28 protein-coding genes, 1 tRNA gene and 1 riboswitch are annotated in these 25,921 nt (G+C 69.9%); of the genes, 9 read left to right on the forward strand and 20 right to left on the reverse strand.

Going from position 1 to position 25,921, the window contains the following annotated elements:
• Positions 1 to 110 precede the first annotated feature (110 nt).
• A riboswitch (S-adenosyl-L-homocysteine riboswitch) is annotated at positions 111 to 234 on the forward strand.
• 38 nt (positions 235 to 272) lie between these two features.
• Entirely contained in the window at positions 273 to 1,736 is a 1,464-nt protein-coding gene (gene ahcY, locus ACEJ41_RS10355) for an adenosylhomocysteinase (RefSeq protein ID WP_374012197.1), read from the forward strand.
• 100 nt (positions 1,737 to 1,836) lie between these two features.
• Here ahcY and ACEJ41_RS10360 read toward each other — a convergent pair whose 3' ends face one another.
• Together ACEJ41_RS10360 and ACEJ41_RS10365 are read right to left on the reverse strand one after the other, a co-directional pair.
• Positions 1,837 to 2,577 (reverse strand): hypothetical protein, encoded by a 741-nt coding sequence (locus ACEJ41_RS10360; protein ID WP_374014157.1) that lies wholly within the window; start codon positions 2,575 to 2,577, stop codon positions 1,837 to 1,839.
• Between the two features lie 123 nt (positions 2,578 to 2,700).
• Positions 2,701 to 3,258, reverse strand: a complete 558-nt coding sequence (locus ACEJ41_RS10365; protein ID WP_374012198.1) for a DUF3228 family protein — start codon at positions 3,256 to 3,258, stop codon at positions 2,701 to 2,703.
• Between the two features lie 116 nt (positions 3,259 to 3,374).
• On the opposite strand from ACEJ41_RS10365, the gene metF reads away from it, so the two are divergent.
• Both metF and ACEJ41_RS10375 read left to right on the forward strand, forming a co-directional pair.
• Entirely contained in the window at positions 3,375 to 4,199 is an 825-nt protein-coding gene (gene metF / locus ACEJ41_RS10370; RefSeq protein ID WP_374012199.1) for a methylenetetrahydrofolate reductase [NAD(P)H], read from the forward strand.
• A 54-nt stretch (positions 4,200 to 4,253) separates the two neighbouring features.
• A complete protein-coding gene (locus ACEJ41_RS10375) occupies positions 4,254 to 5,009 on the forward strand; it encodes a hypothetical protein (RefSeq protein ID WP_374012200.1) in 756 nt (251 codons plus the stop codon).
• 52 nt (positions 5,010 to 5,061) lie between these two features.
• Here ACEJ41_RS10375 and ACEJ41_RS10380 read toward each other — a convergent pair whose 3' ends face one another.
• Positions 5,062 to 6,192 carry an HD-GYP domain-containing protein gene (locus ACEJ41_RS10380; RefSeq protein WP_374012201.1) on the reverse strand — a complete coding sequence of 377 codons (1,131 nt, stop codon included), beginning with the start codon at positions 6,190 to 6,192 and terminating at the stop codon, positions 5,062 to 5,064.
• 142 nt (positions 6,193 to 6,334) lie between these two features.
• On the opposite strand from ACEJ41_RS10380, the gene ACEJ41_RS10385 reads away from it, so the two are divergent.
• On the forward strand, positions 6,335 to 7,246 hold the full coding sequence (locus ACEJ41_RS10385; protein WP_374012202.1) for a branched-chain amino acid transaminase: 912 nt from the start codon (positions 6,335 to 6,337) through the stop codon (positions 7,244 to 7,246).
• 55 nt (positions 7,247 to 7,301) lie between these two features.
• Here the strand turns inward: ACEJ41_RS10385 and ACEJ41_RS10390 are convergent, their stop codons facing one another.
• From ACEJ41_RS10390 to ACEJ41_RS10415, 6 genes are all read right to left on the reverse strand, one after another.
• The gene (locus ACEJ41_RS10390) at positions 7,302 to 8,669 is read right to left on the reverse strand and encodes a sensor histidine kinase (protein ID WP_374012203.1); all 1,368 of its coding nucleotides are present in this window, start codon (positions 8,667 to 8,669) and stop codon (positions 7,302 to 7,304) included.
• Positions 8,656 to 9,339 (reverse strand): response regulator transcription factor, encoded by a 684-nt coding sequence (locus ACEJ41_RS10395; protein WP_374012204.1) that lies wholly within the window; start codon positions 9,337 to 9,339, stop codon positions 8,656 to 8,658. The genes ACEJ41_RS10390 and ACEJ41_RS10395 overlap by 14 nt, the downstream gene beginning before the upstream one ends.
• Before the next feature lie 377 nt (positions 9,340 to 9,716).
• Entirely contained in the window at positions 9,717 to 10,595 is an 879-nt protein-coding gene (gene rimK, locus ACEJ41_RS10400) for a 30S ribosomal protein S6--L-glutamate ligase (RefSeq protein WP_374012205.1), read from the reverse strand.
• A 123-nt stretch (positions 10,596 to 10,718) separates the two neighbouring features.
• Positions 10,719 to 12,302, reverse strand: a complete 1,584-nt coding sequence (locus tag ACEJ41_RS10405; protein WP_374012206.1) for an FG-GAP-like repeat-containing protein — start codon at positions 12,300 to 12,302, stop codon at positions 10,719 to 10,721.
• A 28-nt stretch (positions 12,303 to 12,330) separates the two neighbouring features.
• A complete protein-coding gene (locus ACEJ41_RS10410) occupies positions 12,331 to 12,645 on the reverse strand; it encodes a hypothetical protein (protein WP_374012207.1) in 315 nt (104 codons plus the stop codon).
• On the reverse strand, positions 12,645 to 14,006 hold the full coding sequence (locus ACEJ41_RS10415) for a tryptophan--tRNA ligase (protein ID WP_374012208.1): 1,362 nt from the start codon (positions 14,004 to 14,006) through the stop codon (positions 12,645 to 12,647). The genes ACEJ41_RS10410 and ACEJ41_RS10415 overlap by 1 nt, the downstream gene beginning before the upstream one ends.
• A gap of 120 nt (positions 14,007 to 14,126) precedes the next feature.
• Between ACEJ41_RS10415 and ACEJ41_RS10420 the strand changes: the two genes are divergently transcribed.
• Positions 14,127 to 15,044 (forward strand): hypothetical protein, encoded by a 918-nt coding sequence (locus ACEJ41_RS10420; protein ID WP_374012209.1) that lies wholly within the window; start codon positions 14,127 to 14,129, stop codon positions 15,042 to 15,044.
• A gap of 186 nt (positions 15,045 to 15,230) precedes the next feature.
• Here the strand turns inward: ACEJ41_RS10420 and ACEJ41_RS10425 are convergent, their stop codons facing one another.
• From ACEJ41_RS10425 to birA, 7 genes are all read right to left on the reverse strand, one after another.
• On the reverse strand, positions 15,231 to 15,446 hold the full coding sequence (locus ACEJ41_RS10425; protein WP_374012210.1) for a CsbD family protein: 216 nt from the start codon (positions 15,444 to 15,446) through the stop codon (positions 15,231 to 15,233).
• 216 nt (positions 15,447 to 15,662) lie between these two features.
• Complete coding sequence (locus ACEJ41_RS10430; RefSeq protein WP_374012211.1) at positions 15,663 to 15,815, reverse strand: entericidin A/B family lipoprotein; 153 nt, start codon at positions 15,813 to 15,815, stop codon at positions 15,663 to 15,665.
• 117 nt (positions 15,816 to 15,932) lie between these two features.
• The gene (rocF, locus tag ACEJ41_RS10435; protein ID WP_374012212.1) at positions 15,933 to 16,853 is read right to left on the reverse strand and encodes an arginase; all 921 of its coding nucleotides are present in this window, start codon (positions 16,851 to 16,853) and stop codon (positions 15,933 to 15,935) included.
• Positions 16,854 to 16,987: 134 nt separating this feature from the next.
• Positions 16,988 to 17,063: transfer RNA gene (locus tag ACEJ41_RS10440), tRNA-Thr, on the reverse strand.
• 40 nt (positions 17,064 to 17,103) lie between these two features.
• Positions 17,104 to 17,781, reverse strand: a complete 678-nt coding sequence (locus ACEJ41_RS10445) for an SPOR domain-containing protein (RefSeq protein WP_374012213.1) — start codon at positions 17,779 to 17,781, stop codon at positions 17,104 to 17,106.
• Positions 17,782 to 17,811: 30 nt separating this feature from the next.
• Positions 17,812 to 18,552 (reverse strand): type III pantothenate kinase, encoded by a 741-nt coding sequence (locus tag ACEJ41_RS10450; protein WP_374012214.1) that lies wholly within the window; start codon positions 18,550 to 18,552, stop codon positions 17,812 to 17,814.
• Positions 18,549 to 19,526: a bifunctional biotin--[acetyl-CoA-carboxylase] ligase/biotin operon repressor BirA gene (gene birA / locus ACEJ41_RS10455; RefSeq protein ID WP_374012215.1), complete on the reverse strand. Its 978-nt coding sequence runs from the start codon at positions 19,524 to 19,526 to the stop codon at positions 18,549 to 18,551. The genes ACEJ41_RS10450 and birA overlap by 4 nt, the downstream gene beginning before the upstream one ends.
• Before the next feature lie 128 nt (positions 19,527 to 19,654).
• Here birA and ACEJ41_RS10460 point away from each other — a divergent pair, with 128 nt between their 5' ends.
• Complete coding sequence (locus ACEJ41_RS10460) at positions 19,655 to 19,936, forward strand: hypothetical protein (RefSeq protein WP_374012216.1); 282 nt, start codon at positions 19,655 to 19,657, stop codon at positions 19,934 to 19,936.
• Positions 19,903 to 20,685: a zinc-dependent peptidase gene (locus ACEJ41_RS10465; protein WP_374014120.1), complete on the forward strand. Its 783-nt coding sequence runs from the start codon at positions 19,903 to 19,905 to the stop codon at positions 20,683 to 20,685. The genes ACEJ41_RS10460 and ACEJ41_RS10465 overlap by 34 nt, the downstream gene beginning before the upstream one ends.
• Positions 20,686 to 20,798: 113 nt before the next feature.
• Here ACEJ41_RS10465 and ACEJ41_RS10470 read toward each other — a convergent pair whose 3' ends face one another.
• The 4 genes from ACEJ41_RS10470 to dusA all read right to left on the reverse strand — a co-directional run bounded on the left by ACEJ41_RS10470 (position 20,799) and on the right by dusA (position 24,630).
• Positions 20,799 to 22,169 (reverse strand): sensor histidine kinase, encoded by a 1,371-nt coding sequence (locus ACEJ41_RS10470; protein WP_374012217.1) that lies wholly within the window; start codon positions 22,167 to 22,169, stop codon positions 20,799 to 20,801.
• 100 nt (positions 22,170 to 22,269) lie between these two features.
• Complete coding sequence (locus ACEJ41_RS10475) at positions 22,270 to 22,953, reverse strand: response regulator transcription factor (RefSeq protein WP_374012218.1); 684 nt, start codon at positions 22,951 to 22,953, stop codon at positions 22,270 to 22,272.
• A gap of 62 nt (positions 22,954 to 23,015) precedes the next feature.
• Positions 23,016 to 23,420, reverse strand: a complete 405-nt coding sequence (locus tag ACEJ41_RS10480; RefSeq protein ID WP_374012219.1) for a PepSY domain-containing protein — start codon at positions 23,418 to 23,420, stop codon at positions 23,016 to 23,018.
• A 154-nt stretch (positions 23,421 to 23,574) separates the two neighbouring features.
• Entirely contained in the window at positions 23,575 to 24,630 is a 1,056-nt protein-coding gene (dusA, locus tag ACEJ41_RS10485) for a tRNA dihydrouridine(20/20a) synthase DusA (protein ID WP_374012220.1), read from the reverse strand.
• 403 nt (positions 24,631 to 25,033) lie between these two features.
• Here dusA and ACEJ41_RS10490 point away from each other — a divergent pair, with 403 nt between their 5' ends.
• Complete coding sequence (locus ACEJ41_RS10490) at positions 25,034 to 25,282, forward strand: DUF4160 domain-containing protein (RefSeq protein ID WP_374012221.1); 249 nt, start codon at positions 25,034 to 25,036, stop codon at positions 25,280 to 25,282.
• Positions 25,269 to 25,718 (forward strand): DUF2442 domain-containing protein, encoded by a 450-nt coding sequence (locus tag ACEJ41_RS10495; protein ID WP_374012222.1) that lies wholly within the window; start codon positions 25,269 to 25,271, stop codon positions 25,716 to 25,718. The genes ACEJ41_RS10490 and ACEJ41_RS10495 overlap by 14 nt, the downstream gene beginning before the upstream one ends.
• Positions 25,719 to 25,921 lie beyond the last annotated feature (203 nt).

Below are 25,921 nucleotides of genomic sequence, written 5' to 3' on the forward strand. Positions count from 1 at the left end.
CCGTCCGGGGCACGTCGCCCGGCGGCCAACGCCATGCCCGGCGGGGCGTTGCCGGCCCCCACCCCCGGGCTACCACTCCGGCACCGGCCGGCCCGATATAATGCGCGACGCCCGCCGAGGGGCGCTGCGACCGAGGACCGGCGGACCATCCGCAGGCGCCGGCATCCATTGCCGCCGCCACGCTCCGCGGCCAGGCTCGGCGCGCGCGGTACGCAACAACGGCGCCCGGCCAAAGCGGGGGGACATCCCCCCACCCAACCGGAGCATCCGCCATGAACGCCGTCGCCAAGACCTTCTCATCCGAAGGCGACTACAAGATCGCCGACATCACCCTGGCCGACTGGGGCCGCAAGGAAATCGACATCGCCGAGCACGAGATGCCGGGCCTGATGTCGATCCGCCGCAAGCACGCCGCCACCGCACCGCTGAAGGGCGTGCGCGTGACCGGCTCGCTGCACATGACCATCCAGACCGCGGTGCTGATCGAAACGCTCAAGGACATCGGTGCCGACGTGCGCTGGGCCTCGTGCAACATCTTCTCCACCCAGGACCACGCCGCCGCGGCCCTCGCCGCCACCGGCACCCCGGTGTTCGCCTGGAAGGGCGAGACCCTGGAGGAATACTGGGACTGCACGCTCGACGCGCTCTCCTTCCCCGACGGCAAGGGTGCGGACGGTAAAGACAAATTCCTCGGCCCGGAGCTGGTGGTCGACGACGGCGGCGACGTGACCCTGCTGATCCACAAGGGCTACGAGCTCGAGCAGGGCGACGAGAGCTGGGTGAACTCGCCCTCGGGCAGCCACGAGGAGCAGGTGATCAAGAACCTGCTCAAGCGCGTGGCCAAGGAGCGCCCGGGTTACTGGACCCGCGTCGTCGCCGACTGGAAGGGCGTCTCCGAGGAGACCACCACCGGCGTGCACCGCCTCTACCAGCTGGCCCAGGACGGCAAGCTGCTGGTGCCGGCGATCAACGTCAACGACTCGGTCACCAAGAGCAAGTTCGACAACCTCTACGGCTGCCGCGAATCGCTGGCCGACGGCCTCAAGCGCGCGCTGGACGTGATGCTGGCCGGCAAGGTGGCGGTGGTGTGCGGCTACGGGGACGTGGGCAAGGGCTGCGCGGCCTCGCTGCGCGCCTACGGCGCACGCGTGATCGTCACCGAGATTGATCCGATCTGCGCCCTGCAGGCGGCGATGGAGGGCTACGAGGTCACCACCGTCGAGGACACCCTCGGCCGCGCCGACATCTATGTCACCACCACCGGCAACAAGGACATCATCCGCGTCGAGCACATGCAGGCGATGAAGGACCAGGCCATCGTCTGCAACATCGGCCACTTCGACAACGAGATCCAGGTCGATGCGCTCAAGGCGCTGGCCGGCGTGGAGATCGTCAACATCAAGCCGCAGGTGGACAAGTACGTAATGCCGAACGGCAACGCGATGTTCCTGCTGGCCGAGGGCCGCCTGGTGAACCTGGGCTGCGCCACCGGCCACCCGAGTTTCGTGATGTCCAACTCGTTCGCCAACCAGACCCTGGCCCAGATCGACCTGTGGGCTAGGAAGGACGAGTACGCCAACAAGGTGTACATCCTGCCCAAGCTGCTGGACGAGGAAGTCGCGCGCCTGCACCTGGAGAAGATCGGGGTGAAGCTGACCCGGCTGACCGCTTCCCAGGCCGACTACCTGGGCGTGCCGGTGGGCGGGCCGTTCAAGCCGGAGCACTACCGCTACTGAGCACGGCCGCGGCCGTGGCAACACCGCAACGGGCGCCGCGAGGCGCCCGTTTGCGTGGTGGCGCTGCTGCGTGCCGACCGTGCCGGTGCTGCTGCGGGCCTCAGCCCGGAAGCACGGCCTCGGCGCTCGCCGGGTGCGGGTTGCCGGCGTCGCGGCCGGCCGCTGCGCCGGCGCCCATCCCCGGAACCGCGGCGGTCTTCATCGCGATCGAGCGGATCGCATCGGTCACCCCGGCCAGGGGCACCTTCTCCGCCAGCCGCCGGAAGGTATCGCGGCTGTCATAGCCGGAGCCGTCCTTGAGGTACATGTCGTACATCGACAGCAGCTCCTCGCAGGCCTGCGCCAGCGCGCGCTGGCTGCCGCCGGCCAGCGCCTTGCCGAGCTGGTCATAGGTGTGCAGGCAATCGGCCAGCCACAGCAGGTCGTAGCGGGCCTTGTTCGGCTCCTGCCCGTAGTGGCCGCGGGTGTACGCGCTGTAGCTGCGGATGGTGGTGGCCACGCGGGCCACATGCTCGAGCAGGATGCCGAGTTCGCCGGACAGGTCCAGGCTGTCGATCATCACCATCGGGATCGGCCGCTCGACCGGCGCCTGTTCGCGCGCCTCGACCACCTGCTTCAGTGCCAGGTAATCAGCATGCAAGCCTTCGTACTGAGCCACGGCGGCGGCCACCTGCGCTTCCTGGCGGCGCAGCGCGGCACGGTAGCGCGCGCCCCGCTCCTGCTCATCGGCGTGCGCCTGCTGCTCCCGCCGCAGCGCCCGCCCGCGGACGAAGGCCAGCGCCGTGGCGAACACGATCCAGCCGGCCATGAAGCTGATGAGGATGATGGAAAAGATGCTCATTGACCGGCCGGGTGGGAATCGGGATCGCATTCCCGACGCGCCAGGGTGCGACCGGCGGCATAGGGATGCACATGTCAGATCGGCACCTGCCCCCGTTTACTTGAGCGTGGCCGCCGCCGGAATTCACGGGCGCCAGTTGGCGTTGTTTTCCCAGAACCGGACCGCGCGCCGGTACGCCGCGCGGTCCAGCGGCACGCCCGAGCCGCCCTCCTCCACGCCCAGCGCATTGCGCAGCATGGTGCTCGGTGCCATCGGGATCTCCTCCGGCGTGGCGGTGTACAGGCAGCCGACCACGCCCCAGTCCGCGTCGATCGGCGCCCCCTCCCGGGCCAACTGCCCGCGGTCATAGAGGATCGGCAGCAGGTACGCGGCCACCGGCGGCACCACGCCCTCGAACCAGCGCACCAGCACCGGCAGCTCCTCGCGCGAGCGCGCCTCGTAGGCCGACTGCAACCGGTGCCGGTTGGCAGCGGTGACCGGCACGGTCAGGCAACGGGTGGAGGTCCAGTTGCGGTGCACGTGCAGCTTGCAGAACGGCGCGTAGCCGTCGAGCACCTGCAGCGGTGCGTGCTCGTTGAGATAACTTTCGAACTGCTCGGGCGTGCAGTCGAGGATGGTGTTGCCACGCGGCTCGCGCGGGAACAGGCGGGTGCGGGCAAACGGCGTGAGCTGGATCGACATGCGCAGGTGCGGGCCGGGGACCTGCCGAGTCTAGCGGCAGCCCGGAGCCCGCAAGGTATTCACATTCATCGCGATAAAGAGATATTATCCACCGACCCTTCCTGGCCCGTATCGCGATGACCGCCATCAGTTTCGAGTTCTACCCGCCCAAGACCGACGAGCAGCGCGCGCAGCTGGACCGCGCGGCCGGGAAGCTGTCGGCGCACGCGCCCGAGTACGTCTCCTGCACCTTCGGCGCCGGTGGCTCGACCCTGAGCTACACCTCCGAGACCGTGCGCCACCTGCACCAGCAGCACGGCTTCGAAGCAGCCCCGCACCTGTCGTGCGTGGGCGGCAGCCGCGAGGAGATCCGCGAACTGCTGCGCCTGTACCGCGCCATCGGCTGCCGCCGGATCGTGGCCCTGCGCGGCGACCTGCCCTCGGGCATGGGCCATCCCGGCGACCTGCGCTACGCCGTCGAACTGGTCGAGCTGATCCGGGCCGAGCACGGCGACCACTTCCGCATCGAGGTGGCTGCCTACCCGGAAACCCACCCCCAGGCCACCGACGCGCTGGCCGACCTGCGCCATTTCCAGGCCAAGGTGGCGGCCGGCGCCGACGCCGCCATCACCCAGTACTTCTACAACGCCGACGCCTACTTCCGCTTCGTCGATGACGCCCGCGCGCTCGGGGTGGACGTGCCGATCATCCCGGGGATCATGCCGATCTCCAACTACGCGCAGCTGAGCCGTTTTTCCGAAGCCTGCGGCGCGGAAATCCCGCGCTGGATGGACCGGCGCCTGCAGGCCCTGGGCGAGGACGTGGCGGCGGTACGCGAGTTCGGTGCCGACGTGGTCGCCGCACTGTGCCGGCGCCTGCTGGACGGTGGCGCACCGGCGTTGCACTTCTACACGCTCAACCTGGCCAGGCCGACCGAAGCGGTGCTGCAGCGCCTGGGCTGAACGGCGCCCGTGCCGATGCTTCTCCACCGGCCACGCTGCCGCTAGGCTGCGGCCATGCATTGCCGCCCATCATTGCTGCTGATCACCGCGCTGGCCGCCCTGGCCTGGGCGGCACCGGTGCCGGTGCCGGCCGCCACTCCGGTACAGCGCTGCGTCACCAGCGACGGCCGCACGGTGTACACCGACCGGCACTGTGCGGACCTGGGCGCGGTGAGCCGGATCCCCCCGGCACGCACAGGCGGCAGCCGGCGTGACGTGCACCTGCACCGCATCGGCTGCGCGCGCACGTTGCCCGCACTGACCGGCGAAGTGGCCGCGGCGGTACGCGCGCGCGACGTGAACCGGCTGGCCAGCATCTACCACTGGGCCGGCGTGTCCAACGCGTCGGCGCGGCGCATCCTCGACCGGCTCGAGGCGGTGGCGGCGCGGCCGCTGGTGGATATCGTGCCGGTCATGGCCTACGAATCAGCCGACACCGCCGAGGCCGTGCGCGCCCTCCCTGCCCTTCCCGCTCCGCCGCCGGCGCAGGATGCAGTGGAGCCGGCAGCCTCACCTGGCCGCGCGGACTGGCGCACCCAATGGATTCCCTCCGCCGCCGCGCCGACTGCGAATAATGTGGATGCGGGCGCGGCCGTGGGCGCGGCGCCGGCAGCCTCGCCCGCGCCGGATGCCATCCCTGTCCCGGCCCCGCGCCGGCAGCCGCGGCCGGTCGCCCTGCGGGTCGAGCAGACCCTGGCCGGCAGCGCGACCCCGTCGCGCACCGTGTTCGGCCTGCGGCGCAACTTCGGATGCCTGTGGATCTCGCTGTGACCGCACGTGCACGCCATGGGCGGGGGCATGCCTGCAGGCGCGACCGCGATGGCTAACGCCAGAGCTTGCGCACCGGCGCCATCGGGAAGCGGTACTCGCTGGGCGGCAAGGTGGCGATGATCGCGTAGAGCGGATCCTGCGGGTCGCGCGCCACCGGCACTGCCCGCGGCATGCCTTCCATTCCCACCACCGACCGGATCTCCGGCAGGCTGGCGTTGTCGGTGCGGCCAACCACCACCGCGACCTCGCCGCAGGACAAGCGCACGAAACTGCCGGGCGGGTAGATTCCCACTGCCTTGATCAGCCCCGCGGCCAGCTCCGGGTCCACCTGGCGCCCGCGCTCGAGGAAGATTTCGCGCATGGCCTCGCGTGCCTGGATCGCGCCGCGGTAGGCGCGCGGGCGGATCATGGCCGAGTAGATGTCGGCGATCGCCAGCACCCGCGCCGCCTGGCTGATGTCCGGCTCGCGCAGGCCACGTGGATAGCCGCTGCCATCGACGCGTTCGTGGTGGCTGAGCACGCTGTCCAGCCACACCTCGTCGTCCACGCCGGCCCGGCGCAGCAGGTCCACGCCCAGTTGCGGGTGGGCATGCAACTGGGCCTGCTGCTCGCCGGTCAACCCGGACGCCTGCATGGACAGCGCTGCGTGCAGGGCGTGCATGCCCAGGTCGTAGCTGAGCGTGGCGGCGCGGATGGCGCGGCGCATGGCCGGATCCAGGCCCAGGCGGTCGGTCATCAGTTCGGCCAGCACGCACACGTGCAGCATGCGGCTGGAGGCGCTGTCAGTAGCCGCGCCGATCTGCAGGGCCGCAAGCATCGCGTCCTGGTCGGCCTCGAAACAGGCGAGCACGCGCCCGGCCAGGTCATGGATGGCGGCGCCGGCATCGGGCGCACGGCCGCCGACCACCGCGTCGTGCAGCAGGCCCAGTTCACCGGAAAAGGCCTCGACCTTCTCGAACACGGTCGGCGGCGGTGGCGGTGCCTCACGCTCGGCACGCCGCGCACCGGAGGCGGCCTCGCCGCCGCCATCGCGCCAGCCACGCTCGAGCACGCGCTCCCAGACCGATTCGCTGGCGATCAGCACACCCTTGGACAACAGCTTGTTGCCATGCAGATCGAAGATGTCATACGGCGCCTCGCGGCCCACCTGGATCTCCGATCTGTGCAGTGGCACCAGATCCATACCCCCCCCCACGACAGGGACTGCCTCACATCCCTATCGGGCTTAGGCCGGGGAACTTGAGCCGCCACGCGCCGCCGCGGCGTCCAGCGCAGGCGCCCCGCGCTTGCGGCAGAATAGCCTCTTCCCCCTACGGAGCAGGTCGATGCAGTTCCCCGAGAAGATCTGGCACAACGGCACGATCAAGCCATGGGCCGAAGCCACCACCCACGTGATGGCGCATGCGATCCATTACGGCTCGTCGGTGTTCGAAGGCATCCGCGCCTACGACACGCCCAAGGGAACCGCGATCTTCCGGATGACCGAGCACAACAAGCGCCTGTTCAACTCGGCCAAGATCTACGACATCGCCATTCCGTACACGCTGGACCAGCTCAACGCCGCCTGCCGCGACATCGTCAAGGCCAATGGCCTGCGCAGCGCCTACCTGCGCCCGGTGGCGTTCCGCGGCGTGGGCAGCGTGGGCATCGCCGCCGAAACCCCCATCGACGTGGCCGTGGCGGCGCTGGATTTCGGCCGTTACCTGGGCGCGGAGGCGCTGGAACAGGGCATCGACGCCTGCGTGTCGAGCTGGCAGCGGTTCGCGCCCAACACCGTGCCGGCCGGGGCCAAGGCCGGCGGCAACTACCTGTCGGGCCAGCTCATCACCCGCGAGGCGCGACGCCACGGCTACGGCGAGGGCATCGCCCTGGCATCCTCGGGCCTGCTCAGCGAGGGCGCGGGCGAGAACCTGTTCCTGGTGTTCGACGGGGTGCTGCACACCACCCCGGCCAGCGCCTCCATCCTGACCGGCATCACCCGTGATTCGATCATCAAGCTGGCCCGCGATACCGGGATCGAGGTGGTCGAACGCGACATCCCGCGCGAGTACCTGTACCTGTGCGACGAACTGTTCATGTGCGGCACCGCCGCCGAGATCACCCCGCTGCGCTCGGTGGACGGCAAGCCGGTGGGCGACGGCAAGCCGGGCGAGGTGACCCGCCGGCTGCAGAAGCTGTTCTTCGGGCTGTTCGACGGCACCACGCCGGACACGCGCGGCTGGCTGGAATACGTCTGATCGATCCGACGCCGGGCCTCGCCCCGGGCGCTGCACCCCGGTCAGGCGGGCCCGGTCAGCCTGGCCCGTTGCCAGCTTGCGCAGCCATGCTGTCGCCGAAGGCCAGGGTGGCCAGCACGCCGTCGCGGCCATCCTCGCGCGGGCGCACGCTGACTTCCCAGCCGTAGAGGTCGCACAGGCGGCTGACGATGGACAGGCCGATGCCCGCGCCCTGCGAGTGCCCGGCATGGGTGCCGCGGTAGCCGCGCTGGAACAGGCCGGCGGCGTCCTCCTCGCTCAAGCCGGGGCCGCTGTCGATCACCTGCACCGCGTCGGGCTGCAGCCGCACCAGCACCTCGCCGGCCGGGGTGTACTTGACCGCGTTGCCGACCAGGTTGCCCAGCGCCACCGACAGCGCCGCCTCCGGCGCATCCAGGATCACCCCGGGCTCGCCTTCCAGGCGCAGCACCAACGATTTGCCGCCAAGCTGGGCGCGATGCGACTCCAGCAGTTGCTCGGCCACCTTGGCCACGTCGCTGCTGCCCTGGCCGCGCTCGTTGCGCGACAGCAGCAGCAGCGAGCCGATCAGGTCGCTGCACTGCTGCTCGGCGCGCTCGATGCGCTGCAGCCGCGCACGGGTGCGCTCGTCCAGGCCCGGGCGTGACAGCAGCAGCTCCACCGCGCCCTTGATCACCGCCAGCGGGGTGCGCAGCTCGTGGCTGACGTCGGCATTGAACTCGCGGTCGCGCTGGACCACCTCGGTCAGGCGGGTGGCGTAGTCGTCCAGCGCCTCGGCCAGCTGGCCGACCTCGTCGTCGGGGAAGTGCATGGCCAGGCCTTTGGGCTGGCTGCTGCCGCGATAGGCGCGCAGGCGCCCGGCCAGTTCGGTCACCGGGCGCATCACCCGCGAGGCCGACCACCAGCCGATCAGCAGCGACAGCGCGCTGAACAGCAGGATCGAGGCGATCAGCGCGCGCTTGAGCTGGGCTTCGCCGCGGGTGGCCCGGCTCATGTCGTAGGCCAGGAAAAACCACGCCTCCGGCGTCTTGCGTACCGCCAGCCGGTAGGGGAACGACTCGCCGTCCGGGCCGATGTCGGTGACCGTGTGGTTGCCGTTGGGCAGGCGTGCCCACTCCGGGTATTCCTGGCGCACGCGGTCGAAGCGGTCGGCCGGGTACACCCAGGCCCGCATCTGCTGCACCGGCAGCTCCGGGTTGCGCGACGGCTCCATGGCATACAGCCGCGCGAACTCGTCGATGTTCTTGTTCATCACGTCCTCGACCAGCTGGCTCTCCACCCGCTGGCGGGAGTAGTCGGTGAGGAATGCGAACAGCGCGGTCAGTCCCGTGCCCAGCAGCAGGAACGAGAGGATGATGCGGGTGCGCAGCCGGCGGCGGAAGCGCCGCGAACGGCGTGGCAGCGCAGCGCCGTCAGTTGCCGCCATCGGGAGCGGCGATGCGGTAGCCGATGCCGTGACGGGTCTGGATGTAGGGCACCGGGAACGGCTTGTCGACCACCGCGCGCAGGCCGTGGATGTGCACCCGCAGCGAGTCCGAATCCGGCAGCTCCTCGCCCCACACCCGGGTCTCCAGTTCCTGGCGGGTGACCACCGCCGGGGACGCTTCCATCAGCGACTGCAGGATCTTCAGCGCGGTGGGATTGAGCTGCAGCAGCTTGCCCTCGCGCCGCACCTCCAGGGTGTCCAGGTTGTACTCCAGGTCGCCGGTGTTGAGCACCCGGGTCTGCACGCCCTTGCCGCGCCGGGCCAGCGCGTTCAGGCGCACCTCGACCTCCTGCAGGGCGAACGGCTTGATCAGGTAGTCGTCGGCGCCGGAATCGAACCCGGCCAGCTTGTTCTCCAGGCTGTCGCGCGCGGTGAGCATCAGCACCGGGGTCTGCTTGCGCGCCTCGTTGCGCAGCTTGCGGCAGACCTCGATGCCGTCCATGCCCGGCAGGTTCAGGTCCAGCACGATGGCGTCGAAGTCGTGGACCACGGCCAGGTGCAGGCCGGTCACGCCGTCGGCGGCGAAGTCCACGGTATGGCCGCGGTCTTCGAGGTAGTCGCCCAGGTTGGCGGCGATATCGCTGTTGTCTTCGATGACGAGGATGCGCACGTTCTGCTCCGGCCCTGCGGGCCCTTCGTGTGGTTGGCGCGGGCGCCACGCGGACGCCGCGTCGCGCGAGCGGTCACACCGGGCACGTCGGGCGTGGTTGCAACGGATGATGCCGGTGTCCGCGTTGCCGAGGCAAACCGGCACGCTGCGCATCCGACCGTCGCAATCCGGGCACAAAAAGGCCCAAGCGGGGTCACCGCCTGGGCCAAAGTATTGCCCCGATTACCGTATCTCTTGCACATCCGGTGGCGCGAAGGCCGCCGGCTGACGATGGAGCTGCGGTCCGGGGGAGACTAAGCCCGGATCGATTAAGCGCGTGTTAAAAACCGGCCCCGGCGGTCGGCCCCGGCACCCGTATTCATTCGCAAGTAATTGATTCACCTGGAAATACCCGAGGTGACGTACTCGATAATCGCCCCGGCGACGTCCATCTGGCACACCGATTCGATGCCTTCCAGCCCCGGGGTCGAGTTGACCTCCAGCACCAGCGGGCCGCGCGCGGACCGGACCAGGTCGACCCCGGCCACCCCCAGCCCCAGCGCCCGTGCCGAGCCCACCGCCACCGCCTGCTCCTGCTCGGTGGCCTGGGCCGCACTGGCATGGCCGCCGCGGTGCAGGTTGGAACGGAACTCGCCCTCCGGGCCCTGCCGGCGCATGGCCGCCACCACCCGGTCGCCGACCACGAAGCAGCGCAGGTCGGCCCCGCCGGCCTCGGCCACGAACTCCTGCACCAGGAAGTTGGCATACAGCCCGCGCAATGCCTCCACCGCCGCCCGCGACGCGGCCGGCTTCTCGGTCAGCATCACCCCGGCACCCTGGGTGCCCTCGTTGAGCTTGATCACGTGTGGCGGCGGCCCCAGCAGGGAGAGCAGGTCGTCGGTGTCATCCGGGTTGTCGCCAAACACCGTGGTGGGCAGGCCGATGCCCTGCGCGGCCAGCAACTGGTGCGCACGCAGCTTGTCGCGCGAGCGCAGGATGGCATCGGAGGGGTTGGGGCAGTACACGCCCATCAGCTCGAACTGGCGCAGCACCGCGGTGGCATAGCGGGTGACCGAGGTGCCGATGCGCGGGATCACCGCGTGGTATCCGGACACCGGCTTGCCCTTGTAGCGCATGGCGAACCCGCCCGGGGCGATGCGCAGGTAGCAGCGCAGCGGGTCGAGCACGCGCACCGTGTGCCCGCGCGTGCGTGCCGCCTCGACCAGGCGCCGCGTGGAATACAGCGAGCCGTTGCGGGAGAGGATCGCCAGCTTCATCGACGTCGGCATGCGCGGCCGCAGGGCCCGGCTACCGGGCGAAGGAAACGAGGTGCGGATATTAGCCGACCGCGCACGCCAGGCGTGGACTTGCCGTGACGAAATGGCGATGCCGCCGTGCGCTCACCGCGCCGGCAGGTTCTCGAACAGCAGCAGCCGCGGGCTGCCCTCGGCGGTGACGTCGCCGGGCATCTCCGGGCGGGTGGCCGGGTTGAACGGAAATCCCATCCGCTCCAGCAGCAGGTCCATGCGGAACGCCGCGGCGACCACGTCCAGGCGGCCGTCGCCGTTGGCGTCCACCACCCGCAGCGACACCAGCCCGGCCGGGCGGCTGGCGATGGGGTGGGCGGTGAAACCCTGATTGCCATCGTTCTCGTACCACACCAGGGTGTGGCGCCCGGGGTCGTTCCAGTAGTTCACCCAGCTGCTGGCCACCACGTCCAGGTCGCCATCGCCGTCCAGGTCGCCGACCGCGGCGGTGGCGGCGCCGTACAGCCGGCCGATCTCGTGGAAGCGGAACTGCATGCCGCCCAGGTTCTCCAGCCACTGCACGCCGTGGTACGGCTTGGGTTCGGTCTGCAGGTCGAATGCATCGCCGTTGGTGAACAGCAGGTCGAGGTCGCCATCCTGGTCCAGGTCCACCGGCATCAGGAACGTCGACCCGTACATGGGATGCGGCGCGCGCACGACCATGTGCTGTTCGAAGCGCCCCTGCCCCAGGTTGCGGAACACCAGCACCATCTCGTGCTCTTGCGCCACGAGGCTGACCAGGTCCAGGCGCCCGTCGCCATCCAGGTCCACCGCATCCAGGTTGAGGGCGCCGGCCATCGAGGCCAGCGTGTGGCGCATGAATTCACCGCCGCCGCGGTTCTCCAGCCACAGGATCTCGCCACGGCTGCCGCCGCCGAACACGGCCACGGCCAGGTCCAGGTCGCCATCGCCATCCAGGTCCACCGCGCGCACGTCGGTCACCCGGCCCAGGTCCTCCAGGATCGTGCGCCGCTCGAACCCGCCCGATGCCAGGCCGCGCAACATCAGTACCTTGCCCACGCGCCGCTCAGAAGGCGGCAGCTCGCCCAGTTCGGCCACCAGGATGTCCAGGCGCCCGTCGCCGTCCAGGTCGATGACCTGGGTATGCACCGGCACCTGCACCTCGGCCAGTACCGCTTCCTTCCACTGGTCGTCCTCGCGCCACACCCGCAACACCTGGTGCTGGCCGGCGTCGGAGACGATGAGATCGGTCGGTGCGCCGCTCGGTCCCGGGCCCAGGTGGGTCACCAGCGGCACGTCGGCGCGCGCACCCAGGGTGGTGGCACGGAAGCTGATCGGTGCGACGGACGGCTCCGGGTACGGCAGGCGCGGCAGTTCGGCCGGGCTGCTGCCGTAGTAATAGGCGGTGATGTGCGGCAACGCATCGGCCGGGATGAACTCGTGGCCCATGGCCACTTCCGCCATCTCGGCCATGGTCTTCACCGCGGCCGGCCAGCTGCGCTTGGGTAGGACATCCGGCGGCGGCACCAGGTGGCAGGCACCGCAGTACTGGTCGACCATCGCCATGACCTGCTGGAGGGTCCTGCGCTCCGGCGCCGGCGCGTCCTGCGCAAGGCCCGGCGCCGCCGCCAGCAGGGTCAGCCAGGCCAGGCACAGCAGCACCGGCAGCGACAGTGCAGCGCAGGCGCGCACGAGGGTGCCGCGGGCGCGACGCACGGGCTCCTCGCCTGCCGGCGCCGACCGCCTAGCCACGACCGCTCCAGCGACCGGCCAGCAGGCGCTGGCGCAACAGCAGCGCCACGGTCATCACCGCCAGGAACGCACCGTAGCCGTACAGCACCGCAAGCACCTGGCGCCAGATCGGGCCACTGCCGGCGTGGGCCATGCCCTCGGCATATCCCCACTGCATGCCGGCCACGCTCAGGACCAGGGCCAGCACCAGCACGACGGCATCGAACACGCGCCGCGCCGGTGGCCGCGGCTGCCGCGGGTAGTACCAGTACAGCACGCTGATCAGGCCGAACCAGGGCAGGAACAGCAGCAGCGACAGCCACGCCATCAACCTGCCCCTTCTGCCATTGCGCGCAGCGCATCGACCAGCACGTCCACCCCGGCCACGTCCTCGCCCAGCACGCCGATCCGTTCTCCGGCCAGCCCGACCGCGCGCTGCTCCAGCGCATGCAGCGCATCGGCGCCCTCGCGCTTGAGCCTGGCGATCAACTGGCCGGCCTGGCGCGGGGATTCCACCCCGTCGCCCTGCAACAGCAGGCGCCCTTCGGCGTCGACCAGCTTGAAATGGAAACGGCCATCGGCCTCGCGGTACTGCTTGATCTGCGGCAGGCGCGCGCTGGCCGGCTGCACCGGGCCGGCGGGTACGGCAGGTGCGATGAACGGCCCCAGCCCGACCGCGCGCTGCAGCCCGTCCAGCAGCGGCGTGGTGACGTCGCGCGCCTTGCGCGCGCCGTCCAGCAGGATGTCTTCCAGGTGCGCCGGCCGCGCGATCAGCTGCGCATAGCGCTCGCGCATCGGCGCCACCGTTTCGTCGACCACGGCAAACAGGCGCTGCTTGGCATCGCCCCAGCCAATGCCATCGGCGAAGGCGTGGCGCATTTCCTGCGCCTGCTGCGCCGTGGCGAAAGCCTGGTACAGCTGGAACAGCGCCGAGCCTTCGGTGTCCTTCGGCTCGCCGGGCGCACGCGAGTCGGTGACGATCGACATGACCTGCTTCTTCAGCTCGGCCGGCGATGCGAACAGTGCAATGGTGTTGTCGTAGCTCTTGGACATCTTGCGCCCGTCCAGGCCGGGCAGCGTGGCCACGTTCTCGTCGATCTGCACTTCCGGCAGCACCAGCGGCTCGCCCTGCCCGCCGGTGGCCGCACGCCAGGCATCGCCATAAAGGTGGTTGAAGCGCTGGCCGATGTCGCGCGCCATCTCGATGTGCTGGATCTGGTCGCGGCCCACCGGCACCTTGTGCGCGCCGAAGGCCAGGATGTCGGCGGCCATCAGCACCGGGTACATGTACAGGCCGGCGGTGACGCCGAAATCCGGGTCCTCGCCGACCTCGCGGTTGCGGTCCACCGCGGCCTTGTAGGCATGGGCACGGTTGAGCAGGCCCTTGGCGGCCACGCAGGTCAGCAGCCAGGTCAGCTGCGGGATCTCCACGATGTCCGACTGCCGGTAGAAGGTGACCTTGTGCGGGTCCAGCCCGCAGGCCAGCCAGGTGGCGGCGATCTCCAGGCGCGAGCGGGCCACGCGCTGCGGATCGTCGGCCTTGATCAGGGCGTGGTAGTCGGCCAGGAAAAAGAAGCTCTCCACGCCGGGCGCGCGCGAGGCGGCAATGGCCGGGCGGATGGCGCCGGCGTAATTGCCCAGGTGCGGGGTGCCGGTGGTGGTGATGCCGGTGAGGACGCGGACGGTCATGGCGGATACGGCTGGGGGACGCGTGGATTCTAGCCTGACCGGCGCATGCCGGCCGCGCACGGCAACCCCGTTGGCATGTGCCGGGCGTTTCCATGCACACCCCCCTTTCGGAGCGGAACGATGCACCTGCCCTCGCTGTTCCCGCTGTTGTCCCGGCGCAGCTGGCTGGCACTGCCTGCCTTGTGTGCACTGATCCTGGCCGCAAGCCCCGCGGCCATGGCCACCCGCGTCATCGGCCCGCACGCGCCGCTGGTGGAACTGAGCGTGATCGACCGCGACAGCGGCACGAGCCTGCCGCAGTACCGCCATCGCGGACAGGCCTGGCTGCCCGGCGAGCCCGGCCGGCGCTACGCGCTGCGGCTGCGCAACCTCGGCCCGCAACGCCTGCTGGCGGTGGTGTCCGTGGACGGTGTCAACGTCGTGGACGGGCGCACCGCCGACCCCCGCCAGGCCGGCTACGTGCTGGGGCCGTGGCAGACCGTGGAGATCGATGGCTGGCGCAAGTCGCTCGATGCGGTGGCCGGATTCGTGTTCGTCGATCCGGCCGCCAGCTATGCGGCCCGCACCGGGCGCCCGGCCAATATCGGGACGATCGGCATCGCCGTGTTCCGCGAACAGGCACGCATGCCGCGCCCGTCGCCTCCTGCACGGATTGCACGCGCCGCCGAAGCCGAAGCCTCGACCATGATGGATGCACCCCCGGCACCGGCACCGCGCGGGTACGGCGCCAACGGGCCGCAACAGGCCGCCTCGGCACGCGCCGATTCCGCTGCGTCTGCGGCCGACCTGCAGCACGCCCCCGAGGGCCGCAGCATGGCCAAGCCCCGCCTGGGCACCGGCCATGGCGAGCTGGAGCGCGCGCCGGCCTACCACACCGCATTCCAGCGCGAAGCCTCGCCTGCGCAATTGACCGAACTGCGTTACGACACCCACGCTGCACTGGCCGCACGCGGCATCCGCATGGGCGCGCCGCCGATCCGCTACGACGACCGGCCCCGCGCCTTCCCCGGCAGCGGCTTCGTCCCCGATCCGTGGTGATGATATTGGTGCATCGATGGCCGCCAAGGCGGGCGCCGTACATATGAAGTGACCTGCCAAGGCGGGCGCCGTACATATGAAGTGACCTGCCAAGGCGGGCGCCGTACATATGAGATGGCCCGCCAAGGCGGGCCATCATCATTGGCGCGTCATGCGCTGGATGCGCAGTGACTGGACGGCCAGGCGTCAGTGGCGATAGCGCGCGTCCAGGCCACGCTCGAAGTCGGTCACTTCGCGCTCGGCGCGGTCGCGCTCCCAGCCGTAGCTCTCCTGCAGCTTGCCGGCCAGGTACTTCGCGTCGCCTTCGGCGACATCGAACACGTCGTCGGTCAAGTCGCCCCACTTGGCCTGCATCTGGCCCTTCAGCTGTTTCCAGTTGCCGGCGATGATGTCGCGATTCATAGAGTGCTCCTGCGTGTTGTTGTGCAAACGGGCCGCGGTTGCGACCGTGCCTGCAGGTTGCGCCAGGCCGCGTTGCGTGCCGGTCCAGTGCGCGTCAATGCCGGGTTATGCGGCTGAATGCTCGCTTGCCGGTACCGGGTGCACGCATGCGGCGCGCCAGACGCAGGACGGGGCCGTCGCCGGCCCCGTCCGCAAACGCCACAGTGACGCTGCCTGTCAGCAGCGGCCGTCCTTGCAATCCTGGGCCTTGTCCTCCAGCTTCTCGCCGGCCTTCTGCACATCCTGGCCGGCACCGGCCATGGTGTTGCAGGCCGAGAGCATGGATACGGAAAACAGGCCCAGCATGGCCAGGGTGATGATGCGCTTCATGGTGAACTCCTTGTGACGGTGGACGCGCGCACAGCGGTGCGGCGTTGCCGACAATCTCGCGGCAGTCCCGTCGAACCGGCGTGAATCCCTGCCGCCAGCATTCACCCGGGCATCAGCTCAACCACGCATCAGGGTCGACTTTCCGAACAGGCTCTCCACCAGGTCCACCGCCAGTTGCGCGGTGCGGTTGCGCTCGTCCAGGGCGGGGTTGAGCTCGACGATGTCCAGCGAGCCCAGTTGCCCGGTGTCGGCAATCATCTCCATCACCAGCTGCGCCTCGCGGTAGTTCGGCCCGCCCGGCACCGCAGTGCCCACGCCCGGCGCGATTCCCGGGTCGAGGAAATCCACGTCGAAACTCACGTGCAGGTGGGTGTGCCGGTCCATGCCTTGCAGCGCCTGCTCCATCACCACTTTCATGCCGATCTCGTCGATGTAGCGCATGTCGTAGATGTCCAAGCCGTACTGCCGGACCAGGCGCTTCTCCTCCGGGTCGACCGAGCGCACGCCGATCTGCCGGACTTGCCCCGGCTCGATCGCTGGTGCGTCACCACCCAGCCGGGTCAGGACGTCCGGCCCCAGCCCGCACAGGCACGCCACCGGCATGCCGTGGACGTTGCCCGAGGGCGTGACCTGGCTGGTGTTGAAATCGGCATGCGCATCCAGCCACAACACCCGCAGGCGCTTGCCGGTGGCGCTGCAGTGGCGGGCCACCGCGGTGATCGAGCCGATGGCCAGGCAGTGATCGCCGCCCAGCATCACCGGCATGCGCCCGTCGCGCAGCTCGCGCAGGCTGGCTTCCATCAGCAGCCGGTTCCATTCGGCCACCTCCACGAGATGGCGGTAACCGGCATCGGGCGGCTGCCAGGGATTGGCGGGACCTGCCAGGTTGCCGCAGTCGCGCACATCGACACCGCGCGCGGCCAGGGCCTGGCCGATGCCGGCGATGCGCAGCGCCTCCGGTCCCATCGAGGCACCGCGATGACCGGCACCCACATCGGTGGGCACGCCGATCAGGGAAATGGCGGACGGTCTGTTCATGGCATGCACGGCGCCTTGGTGCCTGGCGCCAGTCTAGGCCACGGCCCGTGACGGCCTCGCGCGGCGCTGCAGCATCGCACCCGCAATGGGCGACGCATCACCGGGGCCGGGATGCCCACCGCGACCAGGCAAGCTGGTGCCGCTTGTCCGAATCGAACGGACGACCTACTGTTTACAAGACAGTTGCTCTACCAACTGAGCTAAAGCGGCATGCGCAGGATTCTAGCGCAGAGATGCTGGCTCAGAGCTTCTAGCGAGCATCGGTGCCGGCGGCGTCCACGGCGCCGAGCAACTGGCAGTCGCCGATCTCCACGCCCTCCAGGCGCGCGCGCACCACGTCGGCCTGGCCGCTCTCCGCTTCCAGCCACCATTGCGAGGTGGCCGCCTGGCCACGCGCGCGCATCACCGCCGGGAAGCCGGCGCGGCGCAACGCCTGCATGCGGGCCATGGCGCTGTCGCGGCTGCGGTAGCTGCCCAGCGCGATGGCGTTGGCTTCCCCGCCCTGCGGGATCACCAGGTAATCCTCGAAGCCGGCATCGGCAATCCGCTGCGCCTGCGCCTGCGCCGCGGCCGCGTCGGATGCCGGCAGTATCAGTACCCGGTAACCGGCCGCCTCGGCCGGGATCTCGTCCAGCACCGGGTCTGCAACCAGCAGGGCCAGCGCCACCTGCGCCGACTGCGCGGCGGCCAGGTCCGGGAATGGACCGATCCGCAGGCACTGCATCGGCAGCGCGCGGATATCGGCTGCGTCCTGCGCGGCCACGTCGGGCCCGACCGCCTCGGCCTGCGGCCGCAGCACCTGCAGCGGTGCCACGCCCGCTTCCACGGCCGGCACGCGATACGGCGCCGGCGCCTCGCGCAGCAGCCACCAGACGGCCACGCCAAGGTTCAGGGCCAGCAGGACGACAATCAGGACACGTGCAAGCATCAGGGTGGACCGGTACGGATCGACACGATTCTAGGCATTGCCATGCACGCTCGCCCATAGCGCCAGGCCTTCCAGCACCAGCGCCGGGTGCGCGCGTGCCTGCGGCAGCAACTCCTGCAGGGCCGGCGCACCACCGCCGTGCAGCAGCAGTACCGGCGCGCGGCCGAGCAGTTCCTGGCCCTGGCGCAGCGAACGTTCGATCAACGCCACCGCCGCGCCATCGCAACCGGAGGCCAGCGCATCGTCGGTGTCGTCGGCAAACTCGCGGTAGCTGCCACCGCTTGCCGGCAGTTGTGCCGCGCGCTGGTGCAGCGCCTGGCGCATGAGGGTTGGTGATGCGGCGATGCGCCCGCCGTGGTGGACGCCGTCGGCACCCAGCAGGTCGATGGTCAGGGCCGTGCCCACGCCCGCCACCAGCACGTCACCGCCCATCGCGCGCGCGCCGAGCAAGGCCAGGAACCGGTCCACGCCCAGCCGCTGCGGCTGCGCATAAGCCACGCGCACCCCTGCGCATTCGGCACGGCTCTCGGCCACGTGCACCTGGTCGAAGCGCTCGCGCAACAGCGACAGCAACTGCAGGGTCAGGGCCGGTGCGGCCACGCTGGCCACCCACGCGCGACGGCCGCGCGGCAATGAGCCCTGGCTTGCGTCCCCGGCCACCAGTGCATCGGCGCCGTGCGGCCAGGCCAGCAGCTGCCCGATGCCGCCATCGGCCTGCCACGGTGCCGCCTTGAAGCGGGAATTGCCCAGGTCGAACAGCCAGTCGCTCATTGCGGCCTCACGCTCACTTCGCCGGAGTGGAAGGCGCGCTCGCACCCGTCCACCTCCACCCGCAGGGCACCATCGGCGGCCAGGCCCAGCACCCGCCCATTGCAATCGGCCGGGCCGGCCAGCACCCGCACCTGGCGCCCGGCCAGCGCATCCAGTGCCGCATAACGCGGCAGGAAAGGCGCCAGGCCTTCGCGGTCGAACTGCGCCAGCGCCGGCAGCAGGGCCGCCACGACGGCGGCCGCGAGCGTGGTGCGCGACGGCGGTCCGCCTTCGCCTGCCAGCCGCGCCAGGTCGGTCCATGGCTGGTCGATGGCCGCCGCCGCCGTTTCCGGCAGGTGCACATTGATGCCGACACCCACCACCGCATGTGCCGAGCCGCCGATTTCACCGCCACCTTCCACCAGCAGCCCGGCCAGCTTGCGTCCGCCGGCAACCAGGTCGTTGGGCCATTTCAGGCCGACCTGTGCGAACCCCAGGCCACGCAGCGCCTCGGCCGCCGCCACGCCGGCCACCAGGCTCAGGCCGCCCAGCCGGGCCAGGCCGCCGTCGAAGCCGCGGCGCACCGACAGGCATATCTGCGCACCCAGTGGCGAGGTCCAATGGCGGCCCATGCGGCCGCGGCCGGCGCTCTGGCGCTCGGCCAGCAGCACCGCAACCCCCGTCGGCAACGGCCGGCGCAGCAGCTCGCTGTTGGTCGAATCCAGGCTCCAGGCCACTTCCAGCGAGTCCCGCGGCGTGAGCAGGCCACGGGCCACCAGCGCGGCACGCAGGGCGTCGCCGTCCAGCAGGTCGGGCGCGCGGTCCAGGACGTACCCCGTGCCCGGGCGGGCGTGGATCTCGAGCCCGGCCGCACGCAGCGCCCGGATCCGCTTCCATACCGCTGCCCGGGTGATGCCCGCCGCGCGCGCCAGGGCGTCGCCGGACACGCCGCCGGCACCCAGCCGGGTCAGCAGTTCACGATCGTCCAAATCCATCCCTCGCCGGCAGCGGCAGCTTCATTGCGGGGATTATGCCTGTCACGCCAGGTCCCGCCCGGCCGGCACATGCCGGCAACAGTTGCAGGCGTTATAATCCGGGTTCCGCTCCAGTCCACGGGTCCACCATGCGCCGCCTGGTCCCGCTCCTGCTGCTTGCCGCCCCTGCACTGTGCTGGGCCGCCGATACCGATGACAGTCCGGCCCCCAAGCGCGGCGCATGCGTCTACGTGCGCCCTGCCAACGCCGCGCCCGGCCACGAGGCGCCACAGGCACTGCCGGCGATACCCGCGGTAAGCCGTGGCGCACCCAAGGCTGCCCGCGGCAATGGCGGCGATGCCGAAACCACCCCGGCTCCCCGCGCCCGCACGCCGCACTGGCACAGCTTCCTGCCGGGCATGTTCCGCTGATCGGCAGGCTTTCGCGCTGGTTGCGGCCGCGCCCACCTGAAATCGACGACGCCCTCTGGGCGGCGGCCAGCGCGCAGTTGCCCTGGGCCGCGGCGCTCGATGCGCAACGCCACGCGCGCCTGCGCCAGATGGCCGCACGCTTCCTGCACGAGAAAACCATCACCCCGCTGGCCGGGTTGCAGCTGGCACCGGCGCAGCAGGTATTACTGGCGACACTGTGCTGCCTGCCGCTGCTGGAATACGGTGCGGCCGGCCTGCGCGGCTGGTCGCAACTGATCGTCTACCCGGAAGCCTTCCGCGTGCGCCGCAGCCACGTAGACGCGGCCGGCGTGCTGCACGAGTGGGACGACGAGCTGATCGGTGAGGCCTGGGACCACGGCCCGTTGATCCTGTCCTGGGCCGACGTGCAGGCCGACCTGGACGAACCCGACGCCGGCTATTGCGTGGCCGTGCACGAGATGGCGCACAAGCTGGACGCACTGGACGGCGAGCTGGACGGCACCCCTCCATTGCCGTCGCGCTGGCAGCGGCAGTGGGCGCACGACTTCCAGCGTGCCTTTGATCGGTTCCGCGCGCATGTGGAGGCCGGCCGCGATACTGCGATCGATCCCTACGCGGCCGAGGCGCCGGAGGAGTTCTTCGCGGTCGCCAGCGAGTACCACTTCTCGGCACCGGCGCTGCTGCGCGAACAGGTGCCGGAAGTGGCTGCGCACCTGCAGCGGTTCTACGGGCCCTCGCCCTTCGCCTGACCGCACCGGGCGCCAACCGCCAAAGTCGTGCGCAGCGGCAATGCCTGTCGCACCAGCGTGCGTTCGGCATCAACGGGCAATGCGCGTGCATGGGCGCATGCCCGGTGCCAGCGTCACAGCCCGGGCGGCAGGGTCACCTCGAAACGGGCGCCGCCCAGTTCGGACGAACGGCTCACGTGCAGCTCGCCGCGGTAGTCGCGCACCAGGTCCTGCACGATCGACAGGCCGATGCCGTGGCCCTGCACGCGCTCATCGCCACGTACCCCGCGCTGCAGCACCTTGGCCACGTCCTCGGTGGCGATGCCGGGGCCGTCGTCGTCCACCGCCAGCAGCAGGCCTGCACGCCGGTTGGGCGCGGCCGGGCCCGGGCGCGCGCTCAGCAGCACCCGCCGGGTGGCCCACTTGAAGGCGTTCTCCAGCAGGTTGCCCAGCAACTCCTGCAGGTCGCCCGCCTCACCGTAGAACTGCACGTCCGGGGCGATGTCGAACTCGCACAGCACGCCCTTGGCCGCGTACACCTTCTCCAGGCCGCGCACGATCTCCTCGGCGGTGGGTTCCACCGCCACCGGCGCGGAGAACAGCTTGTGCCCGCCCGAGGCGGCACGCGCCAACTGGTAGGACACCAGGTCGTTCATGCGCTTGAGCTGCAGATCCAGCTCGTCGCGCAGCACCGTCTCGCCCGCGCCGCCCTGCGCTGCGCCTGCATCAAGCTGGGTGCGAAGCACCGCCAGCGGCGTCTTCAGGCTGTGGGCCAGGTCGGCCAGGGTGTTGCGCTGGCGCTCCAGGTGCTCGCGCTCGGAATCGATCAACGCATTGATGCTCTCGGTGAGCGGTTCCAGTTCGCGCGGATGGCGCTCGCTCATGCGTTGCAACTGGCCGCGCTGGACCCGGATCAGCTCGATGATCACACGCTTGAGCGGGTGCAGGCTCCACTGCAGGATGAGCCCTTGCAGCAGCAGCAGGACCAGGCCGGCACCACCCAGGTAGATCCACAACGCACCGCGGAACACGCGCACCTGCGCGGCCAGGGTCTGGGCGTCCTCCATCACGTAGATGGTGTAGGGAAACTCGGCTTCGGGCGTGCGCTCGGCCCAGATCAGGCCGATGCCATAGCGGTACACCGAGCTCTGGCTGCCGTCGATCTGGGTGATGGGCAGCGGGCCTTCGAAGCGCTCGGCGCGCGCGGGCAGCACCCCGCCCACCTCCGGCAGCAGCGGGCCTTCGGCCGACAGCGATGCCCAATGCCCGTTGGGCAGCACCACCTCGGCATACAGGCCGCTGCCGGGACGGTGAAAGCGCGGGTCAGGGCCGAGTTCAGGCGTGTACAACGAGCCGTCGCGGCCGAAGTCGATGTTGTCCGCATACGCCATGGCAAAGCTCTTCAGCCGCTGGCGCAGGTTGTTTTCGGCGGTTTCGGCGAACGCACGGTCCAGGGCGAAGCCGGCCAGCATCAGGAATGCGACCAGGCCCAGGCTGGCAGCCATGAGCTGCCGCGCCTTGAGCGAGCGCGGCCACCACGGCCGGAATCCGATGCGTCCCCCTGCCACCTTGCCCCTCCCGCGGAGGCTGCCTGCCGGCCGCTGCTCAGCCGTCGCTGCGTGGAATGGCGAAGCGGTAGCCGCGGCCGCGCACGGTCTCGATCGGCTTCAGCTCACCCTCCGGGTCCAGCTTCTTGCGCAGGCGGCCGATGAAGACCTCCAGCACGTTGGAGTCGCGGTCGAAATCCTGCTGGTAGATGTGCTCGGTCAGGTCGGCCTTGGAGACCAGTTCGCCGGCATGCATCATCAGGTATTCCAGCACCTTGTACTCGTAGCTGGTGAGGTCCACGTTGCTGCCGTGCACGCTGACCGTCTGCGCGGCCAGGTCCAGGGCCACCGGCCCGCACTCCAGCACCGGCTTGCTCCAGCCGGCGGCGCGGCGCACCAGCGCATTGAGCCGGGCCAGCAGCTCCTCGACGTGGAACGGCTTGACCAGATAGTCGTCGGCACCGTGCTTGAGGCCCTCGACCTTGTCCTGCCAGCTCGAGCGCGCCGTCAGGATCAGCACCGGGAAGTTCTTGCCCTCGTCGCGCAGAGCCCTCAACAGCTCCATGCCCGACATCCGCGGCAGGCCCAGGTCAATGATGGCCACGTCGAACGGCACTTCCCGGCCCATGTACAGGCCCTCCTCGCCATCCTGCGCGGCATCGACCGCGAAGCCCTCGCGCTTCAGTCGCGCGGCCAGGGTTTCGCGCAGCGGCGCTTCGTCTTCGACCAGAAGGATACGCATGCACTCTCCATGAGTTTGCGGTGGTGGGGAGGCCCGGGAACACCGGGCCGGCGAACCATCGTCTACGGCGTGCCGTGATTGCCCCGTCGCGGTGTTGCGCGCCCGGGACCCGGATCGTCCATATAGCGGACACGGCCGCGGTCGTCCATGTACTTGATGCGGGTGATGTTGCGGCCTTCAAACGGTACCTGCTCGGCGCCCAGGATCTGGCCGCCGGTGCTGCGCTGCACCCGGCGCACCGCCTCGGACATGGAGCGGCGCTGCTGCATGCGTGGTTCCATCGCCCGCGCCTCCGAGCCAGGGTTGCGGTACACGGGCCCGCCCGGGCGCTGTGCGCCATGCGGCGCGGCCGCCTGCGGCTGCACCGGCATCGCCCTGGCAACGGGCTCCTGCGCGGCGGCGGCCATGGACAGCAGCAGCATCGGGACGACAGCGCAACGGCGGAACAAACGGGACATCGATCTCATCCTAACGGATTGGCTGCATCGGCCGGCCATTGGGCACGGGACGATACGGATATCGGCTGGATGGGATGTTCGTTATGACGCCGTGAATCCGGTCTGAACTTATCCACATGGCGGGCCGCTGGGGTTCAGCCATGTGGCGGAACCGGCGCCGTCCTCATGCCGCACGCCGCTGCCCGGCGGTCGCTGCCAGCGCGCGTTCCAGCACGGACCAGTCGGCGCCTGGCAGGTGCGCGCCCTCGCTCAGCACCTGGCGGAAGGCGCGGCCGCCGGGCTGGCCGTGGAACAGGCCAAGCACGTGGCGGGTGATGTGCTTGAGCGCCACGCCCTGCGCCAGTTGCGCCTCGACGTAGGGCCGCAGCGCGCGCAGCAGCTCGGCACGTGGCCGCGGCTGGACCCCGCGCAACGCCGCATCGGCCCGATGCAGGGTGTAGGGATCGTGGTACGCAACGCGCCCGAGCATGGCCCCATCGACATGCCCAAGGTGCGCCAGCGCCTCGGCCATCGAGGCGATGCCGCCGTTGACCACCACCTGCAGGTGCGGCCGCTCGCGCTTGAGCCGGTACGCCCAGTCGTAACGCAGCGGCGGAACCTCGCGGTTCTCCTTCGGCGAAAGTCCCTTGAGCCAGGCGTTGCGCGCGTGCACCACGAACATCGCGCAGCCGGCCGCAGCCACCGTGTCGATGAAGGCCATGAAACGGTCGAAATCGTGGTCGTCGTCCACGCCAAGGCGGCACTTCACCGTCACCGGCACCGCGCGATCCAGGCCCACCACCGCGGCGATCATCGCCGCCACGCTGTCGCCCACCAGCGCGGGCTCGCGCATCAGGCAAGCGCCGAAGCGCCCGGCCTGGACCCGGTCGGAAGGACACCCGCAGTTGAGGTTGACCTCGTCGTAGCCCCACTGCGCGCCGATCCGCGCCGCCTGCGCCAGCAGTGCCGGCTCGCTGCCGCCAAGCTGCAGCGCAACCGGATGCTCCACCGGATCGAAGCCCAGCAGGCGCTCGCGGTCGCCCAGGACCACGGCATTGGCATGGACCATCTCGGTGTACAGCCGCGCCTGCGGCGCCAGCAGACGATGGAACACGCGGCAGTGCCGGTCTGTCCAGTCCATCATCGGGGCAACGGACAGGCGCAGGGATGCGGCGTAGCGGGAGCCATCGTGCAGATCCAATGGCGTGCCTGCGTTCTCGTGTTGCTCAGTTGCGCTCATGATCGGCTAGTTTCGCGAGTTTTCGGACGCCCATTGCTACGCTGGATGCTACGAAAACAGCCATGTAGCATCGGCCACATGGGGACCATCGTCAGCCGTCGCCGCAAAGGCGGATCGCTAGGGTACACGGCCCAGATACACATACATCGGCAGGGCAAGTGCATCCATTCCGGGTCGGAGACGTTCGATCGGCCGCCAGTTGGCCACCGAATGGATGCGCCGCCGGGAAGCCGGGCTCGACCAGCAACGTACCCGCGGGGAGCCGCTGGCGAGGGTTCAACCCTGGTCCACGTCGAAGCGTGCCGCAGGGGCGGTGCCGGAACGCCCTGCCAGTAATCCCCAGCCTGAACCGGCCACGTCCAGCCAAGCTCCATAAACCCAAATGGCTTAGGTTCTTGATACAATGGCAACCGTCCTGAAGGTCCTGGGCTACCGGGTCGTCATTTACTCGAACGATCACCGCCCCTGCCACGTTCATGTCATGAGCGCGGAACACGAGGCCATCTTCGAGCTGAACTGCCCGGAAGGCCCACCCTCACTGAGGGAGAGCTACGGATTCAGAAAGGCCACGCTGAACCTGATTGCATCGCACCTGCAGGACAACCTGGCCGACTTGTGCAAGCGGTGGAGAGAAATTCATGGCGATTACTGACCAGCAAATGCAAGCCGCTCGCGCCCAGGCACAAAAGATCAAGAGTCATGTGCCGCAAGCGACGGGCGCCTCCTACAACCCGGACACCGGGCTGGTGTGCATTCGCCTGTCCAACGGCATCGTGATCGGGTTGCCCGCAGCACAGACGCAGGGCCTGGAAACCGCCGACGAGGACGCCCTTTCGTCCATCAACATCAGCCCCAGCGGCTACGGCATCCACTTCCCCGGGCTCGATGTGGACCTCTACCTCCCAGCCCTGATGGAAGGCATCTTCGGCACGAAGGCGTGGATGGCCGAGCGCGGACGCAAGGGTGGCCAAGCCACGACGAAGGCCAAGAAAGCCGCAGCCCGCGAGAATGGAAAGCTGGGCGGCCGCCCCCGGAAGGCCGTAGAGGCTGAAGAGCCCGCACGGCCTGGAAAGCGCAAAGCGGCTTGATCGCACACAGGAGCCATCGCCATGACACCTGAACGTCAAGACCCGCCAACTGCATCAGACGCTACCGCCACCGAAAGTCGGCAGGCCCCACCCCATTCCGATGAAAATTCACCGCTCGACGGCTGGGTCCAAGGCATGGTCCGGACGCAAATCGAACTGAGCCAAGACCCCATCCGCCACTATCACGCGAGCAAGCACGGCTT

The organism is Pseudoxanthomonas koreensis (assembly GCF_041890415.1).
GTDB lineage: Bacteria > Pseudomonadota > Gammaproteobacteria > Xanthomonadales > Xanthomonadaceae > Pseudoxanthomonas > Pseudoxanthomonas koreensis_A.

What these genes read in the sequence shown, in the direction of transcription:
- ACEJ41_RS10445 (WP_374012213.1), bottom strand. Translation starts at nt 17,781, where the DNA reads ATGCTTGCACGTGTCCTGATTGTCGTCCTGCTGGCCCTGAACCTTGGC.
- ACEJ41_RS10365 (WP_374012198.1), bottom strand. Translation starts at nt 3,258, where the DNA reads ATGTCGATCCAGCTCACGCCGTTTGCCCGCACCCGCCTGTTCCCGCGC.
- rimK (WP_374012205.1), bottom strand. Translation starts at nt 10,595, where the DNA reads ATGAAGCTGGCGATCCTCTCCCGCAACGGCTCGCTGTATTCCACGCGG.
- ACEJ41_RS10495 (WP_374012222.1), top strand. Translation starts at nt 25,269, where the DNA reads ATGGCGATTACTGACCAGCAAATGCAAGCCGCTCGCGCCCAGGCACAA.
- ACEJ41_RS10450 (WP_374012214.1), bottom strand. Translation starts at nt 18,552, where the DNA reads ATGAGCGACTGGCTGTTCGACCTGGGCAATTCCCGCTTCAAGGCGGCA.
- birA (WP_374012215.1), bottom strand. Translation starts at nt 19,526, where the DNA reads ATGGATTTGGACGATCGTGAACTGCTGACCCGGCTGGGTGCCGGCGGC.
- ACEJ41_RS10415 (WP_374012208.1), bottom strand. Translation starts at nt 14,006, where the DNA reads ATGACCGTCCGCGTCCTCACCGGCATCACCACCACCGGCACCCCGCAC.
- ACEJ41_RS10470 (WP_374012217.1), bottom strand. Translation starts at nt 22,169, where the DNA reads ATGGCTGCCAGCCTGGGCCTGGTCGCATTCCTGATGCTGGCCGGCTTC.
- ACEJ41_RS10390 (WP_374012203.1), bottom strand. Translation starts at nt 8,669, where the DNA reads ATGGCGGCAACTGACGGCGCTGCGCTGCCACGCCGTTCGCGGCGCTTC.
- dusA (WP_374012220.1), bottom strand. Translation starts at nt 24,630, where the DNA reads ATGAGCGCAACTGAGCAACACGAGAACGCAGGCACGCCATTGGATCTG.
- ACEJ41_RS10380 (WP_374012201.1), bottom strand. Translation starts at nt 6,192, where the DNA reads ATGGATCTGGTGCCACTGCACAGATCGGAGATCCAGGTGGGCCGCGAG.
- ACEJ41_RS10410 (WP_374012207.1), bottom strand. Translation starts at nt 12,645, where the DNA reads ATGGCGTGGCTGTCGCTGCTGCTGTTCCTGCCCTGGTTCGGCCTGATC.
- rocF (WP_374012212.1), bottom strand. Translation starts at nt 16,853, where the DNA reads ATGAACAGACCGTCCGCCATTTCCCTGATCGGCGTGCCCACCGATGTG.
- ACEJ41_RS10475 (WP_374012218.1), bottom strand. Translation starts at nt 22,953, where the DNA reads ATGCGTATCCTTCTGGTCGAAGACGAAGCGCCGCTGCGCGAAACCCTG.
- ahcY (WP_374012197.1), top strand. Translation starts at nt 273, where the DNA reads ATGAACGCCGTCGCCAAGACCTTCTCATCCGAAGGCGACTACAAGATC.
- ACEJ41_RS10430 (WP_374012211.1), bottom strand. Translation starts at nt 15,815, where the DNA reads ATGAAGCGCATCATCACCCTGGCCATGCTGGGCCTGTTTTCCGTATCC.
- ACEJ41_RS10360 (WP_374014157.1), bottom strand. Translation starts at nt 2,577, where the DNA reads ATGAGCATCTTTTCCATCATCCTCATCAGCTTCATGGCCGGCTGGATC.
- ACEJ41_RS10425 (WP_374012210.1), bottom strand. Translation starts at nt 15,446, where the DNA reads ATGAATCGCGACATCATCGCCGGCAACTGGAAACAGCTGAAGGGCCAG.
- ACEJ41_RS10385 (WP_374012202.1), top strand. Translation starts at nt 6,335, where the DNA reads ATGCAGTTCCCCGAGAAGATCTGGCACAACGGCACGATCAAGCCATGG.
- metF (WP_374012199.1), top strand. Translation starts at nt 3,375, where the DNA reads ATGACCGCCATCAGTTTCGAGTTCTACCCGCCCAAGACCGACGAGCAG.
- ACEJ41_RS10420 (WP_374012209.1), top strand. Translation starts at nt 14,127, where the DNA reads ATGCACCTGCCCTCGCTGTTCCCGCTGTTGTCCCGGCGCAGCTGGCTG.
- ACEJ41_RS10490 (WP_374012221.1), top strand. Translation starts at nt 25,034, where the DNA reads ATGGCAACCGTCCTGAAGGTCCTGGGCTACCGGGTCGTCATTTACTCG.
- ACEJ41_RS10460 (WP_374012216.1), top strand. Translation starts at nt 19,655, where the DNA reads ATGCGCCGCCTGGTCCCGCTCCTGCTGCTTGCCGCCCCTGCACTGTGC.
- ACEJ41_RS10375 (WP_374012200.1), top strand. Translation starts at nt 4,254, where the DNA reads ATGCATTGCCGCCCATCATTGCTGCTGATCACCGCGCTGGCCGCCCTG.
- ACEJ41_RS10480 (WP_374012219.1), bottom strand. Translation starts at nt 23,420, where the DNA reads ATGAGATCGATGTCCCGTTTGTTCCGCCGTTGCGCTGTCGTCCCGATG.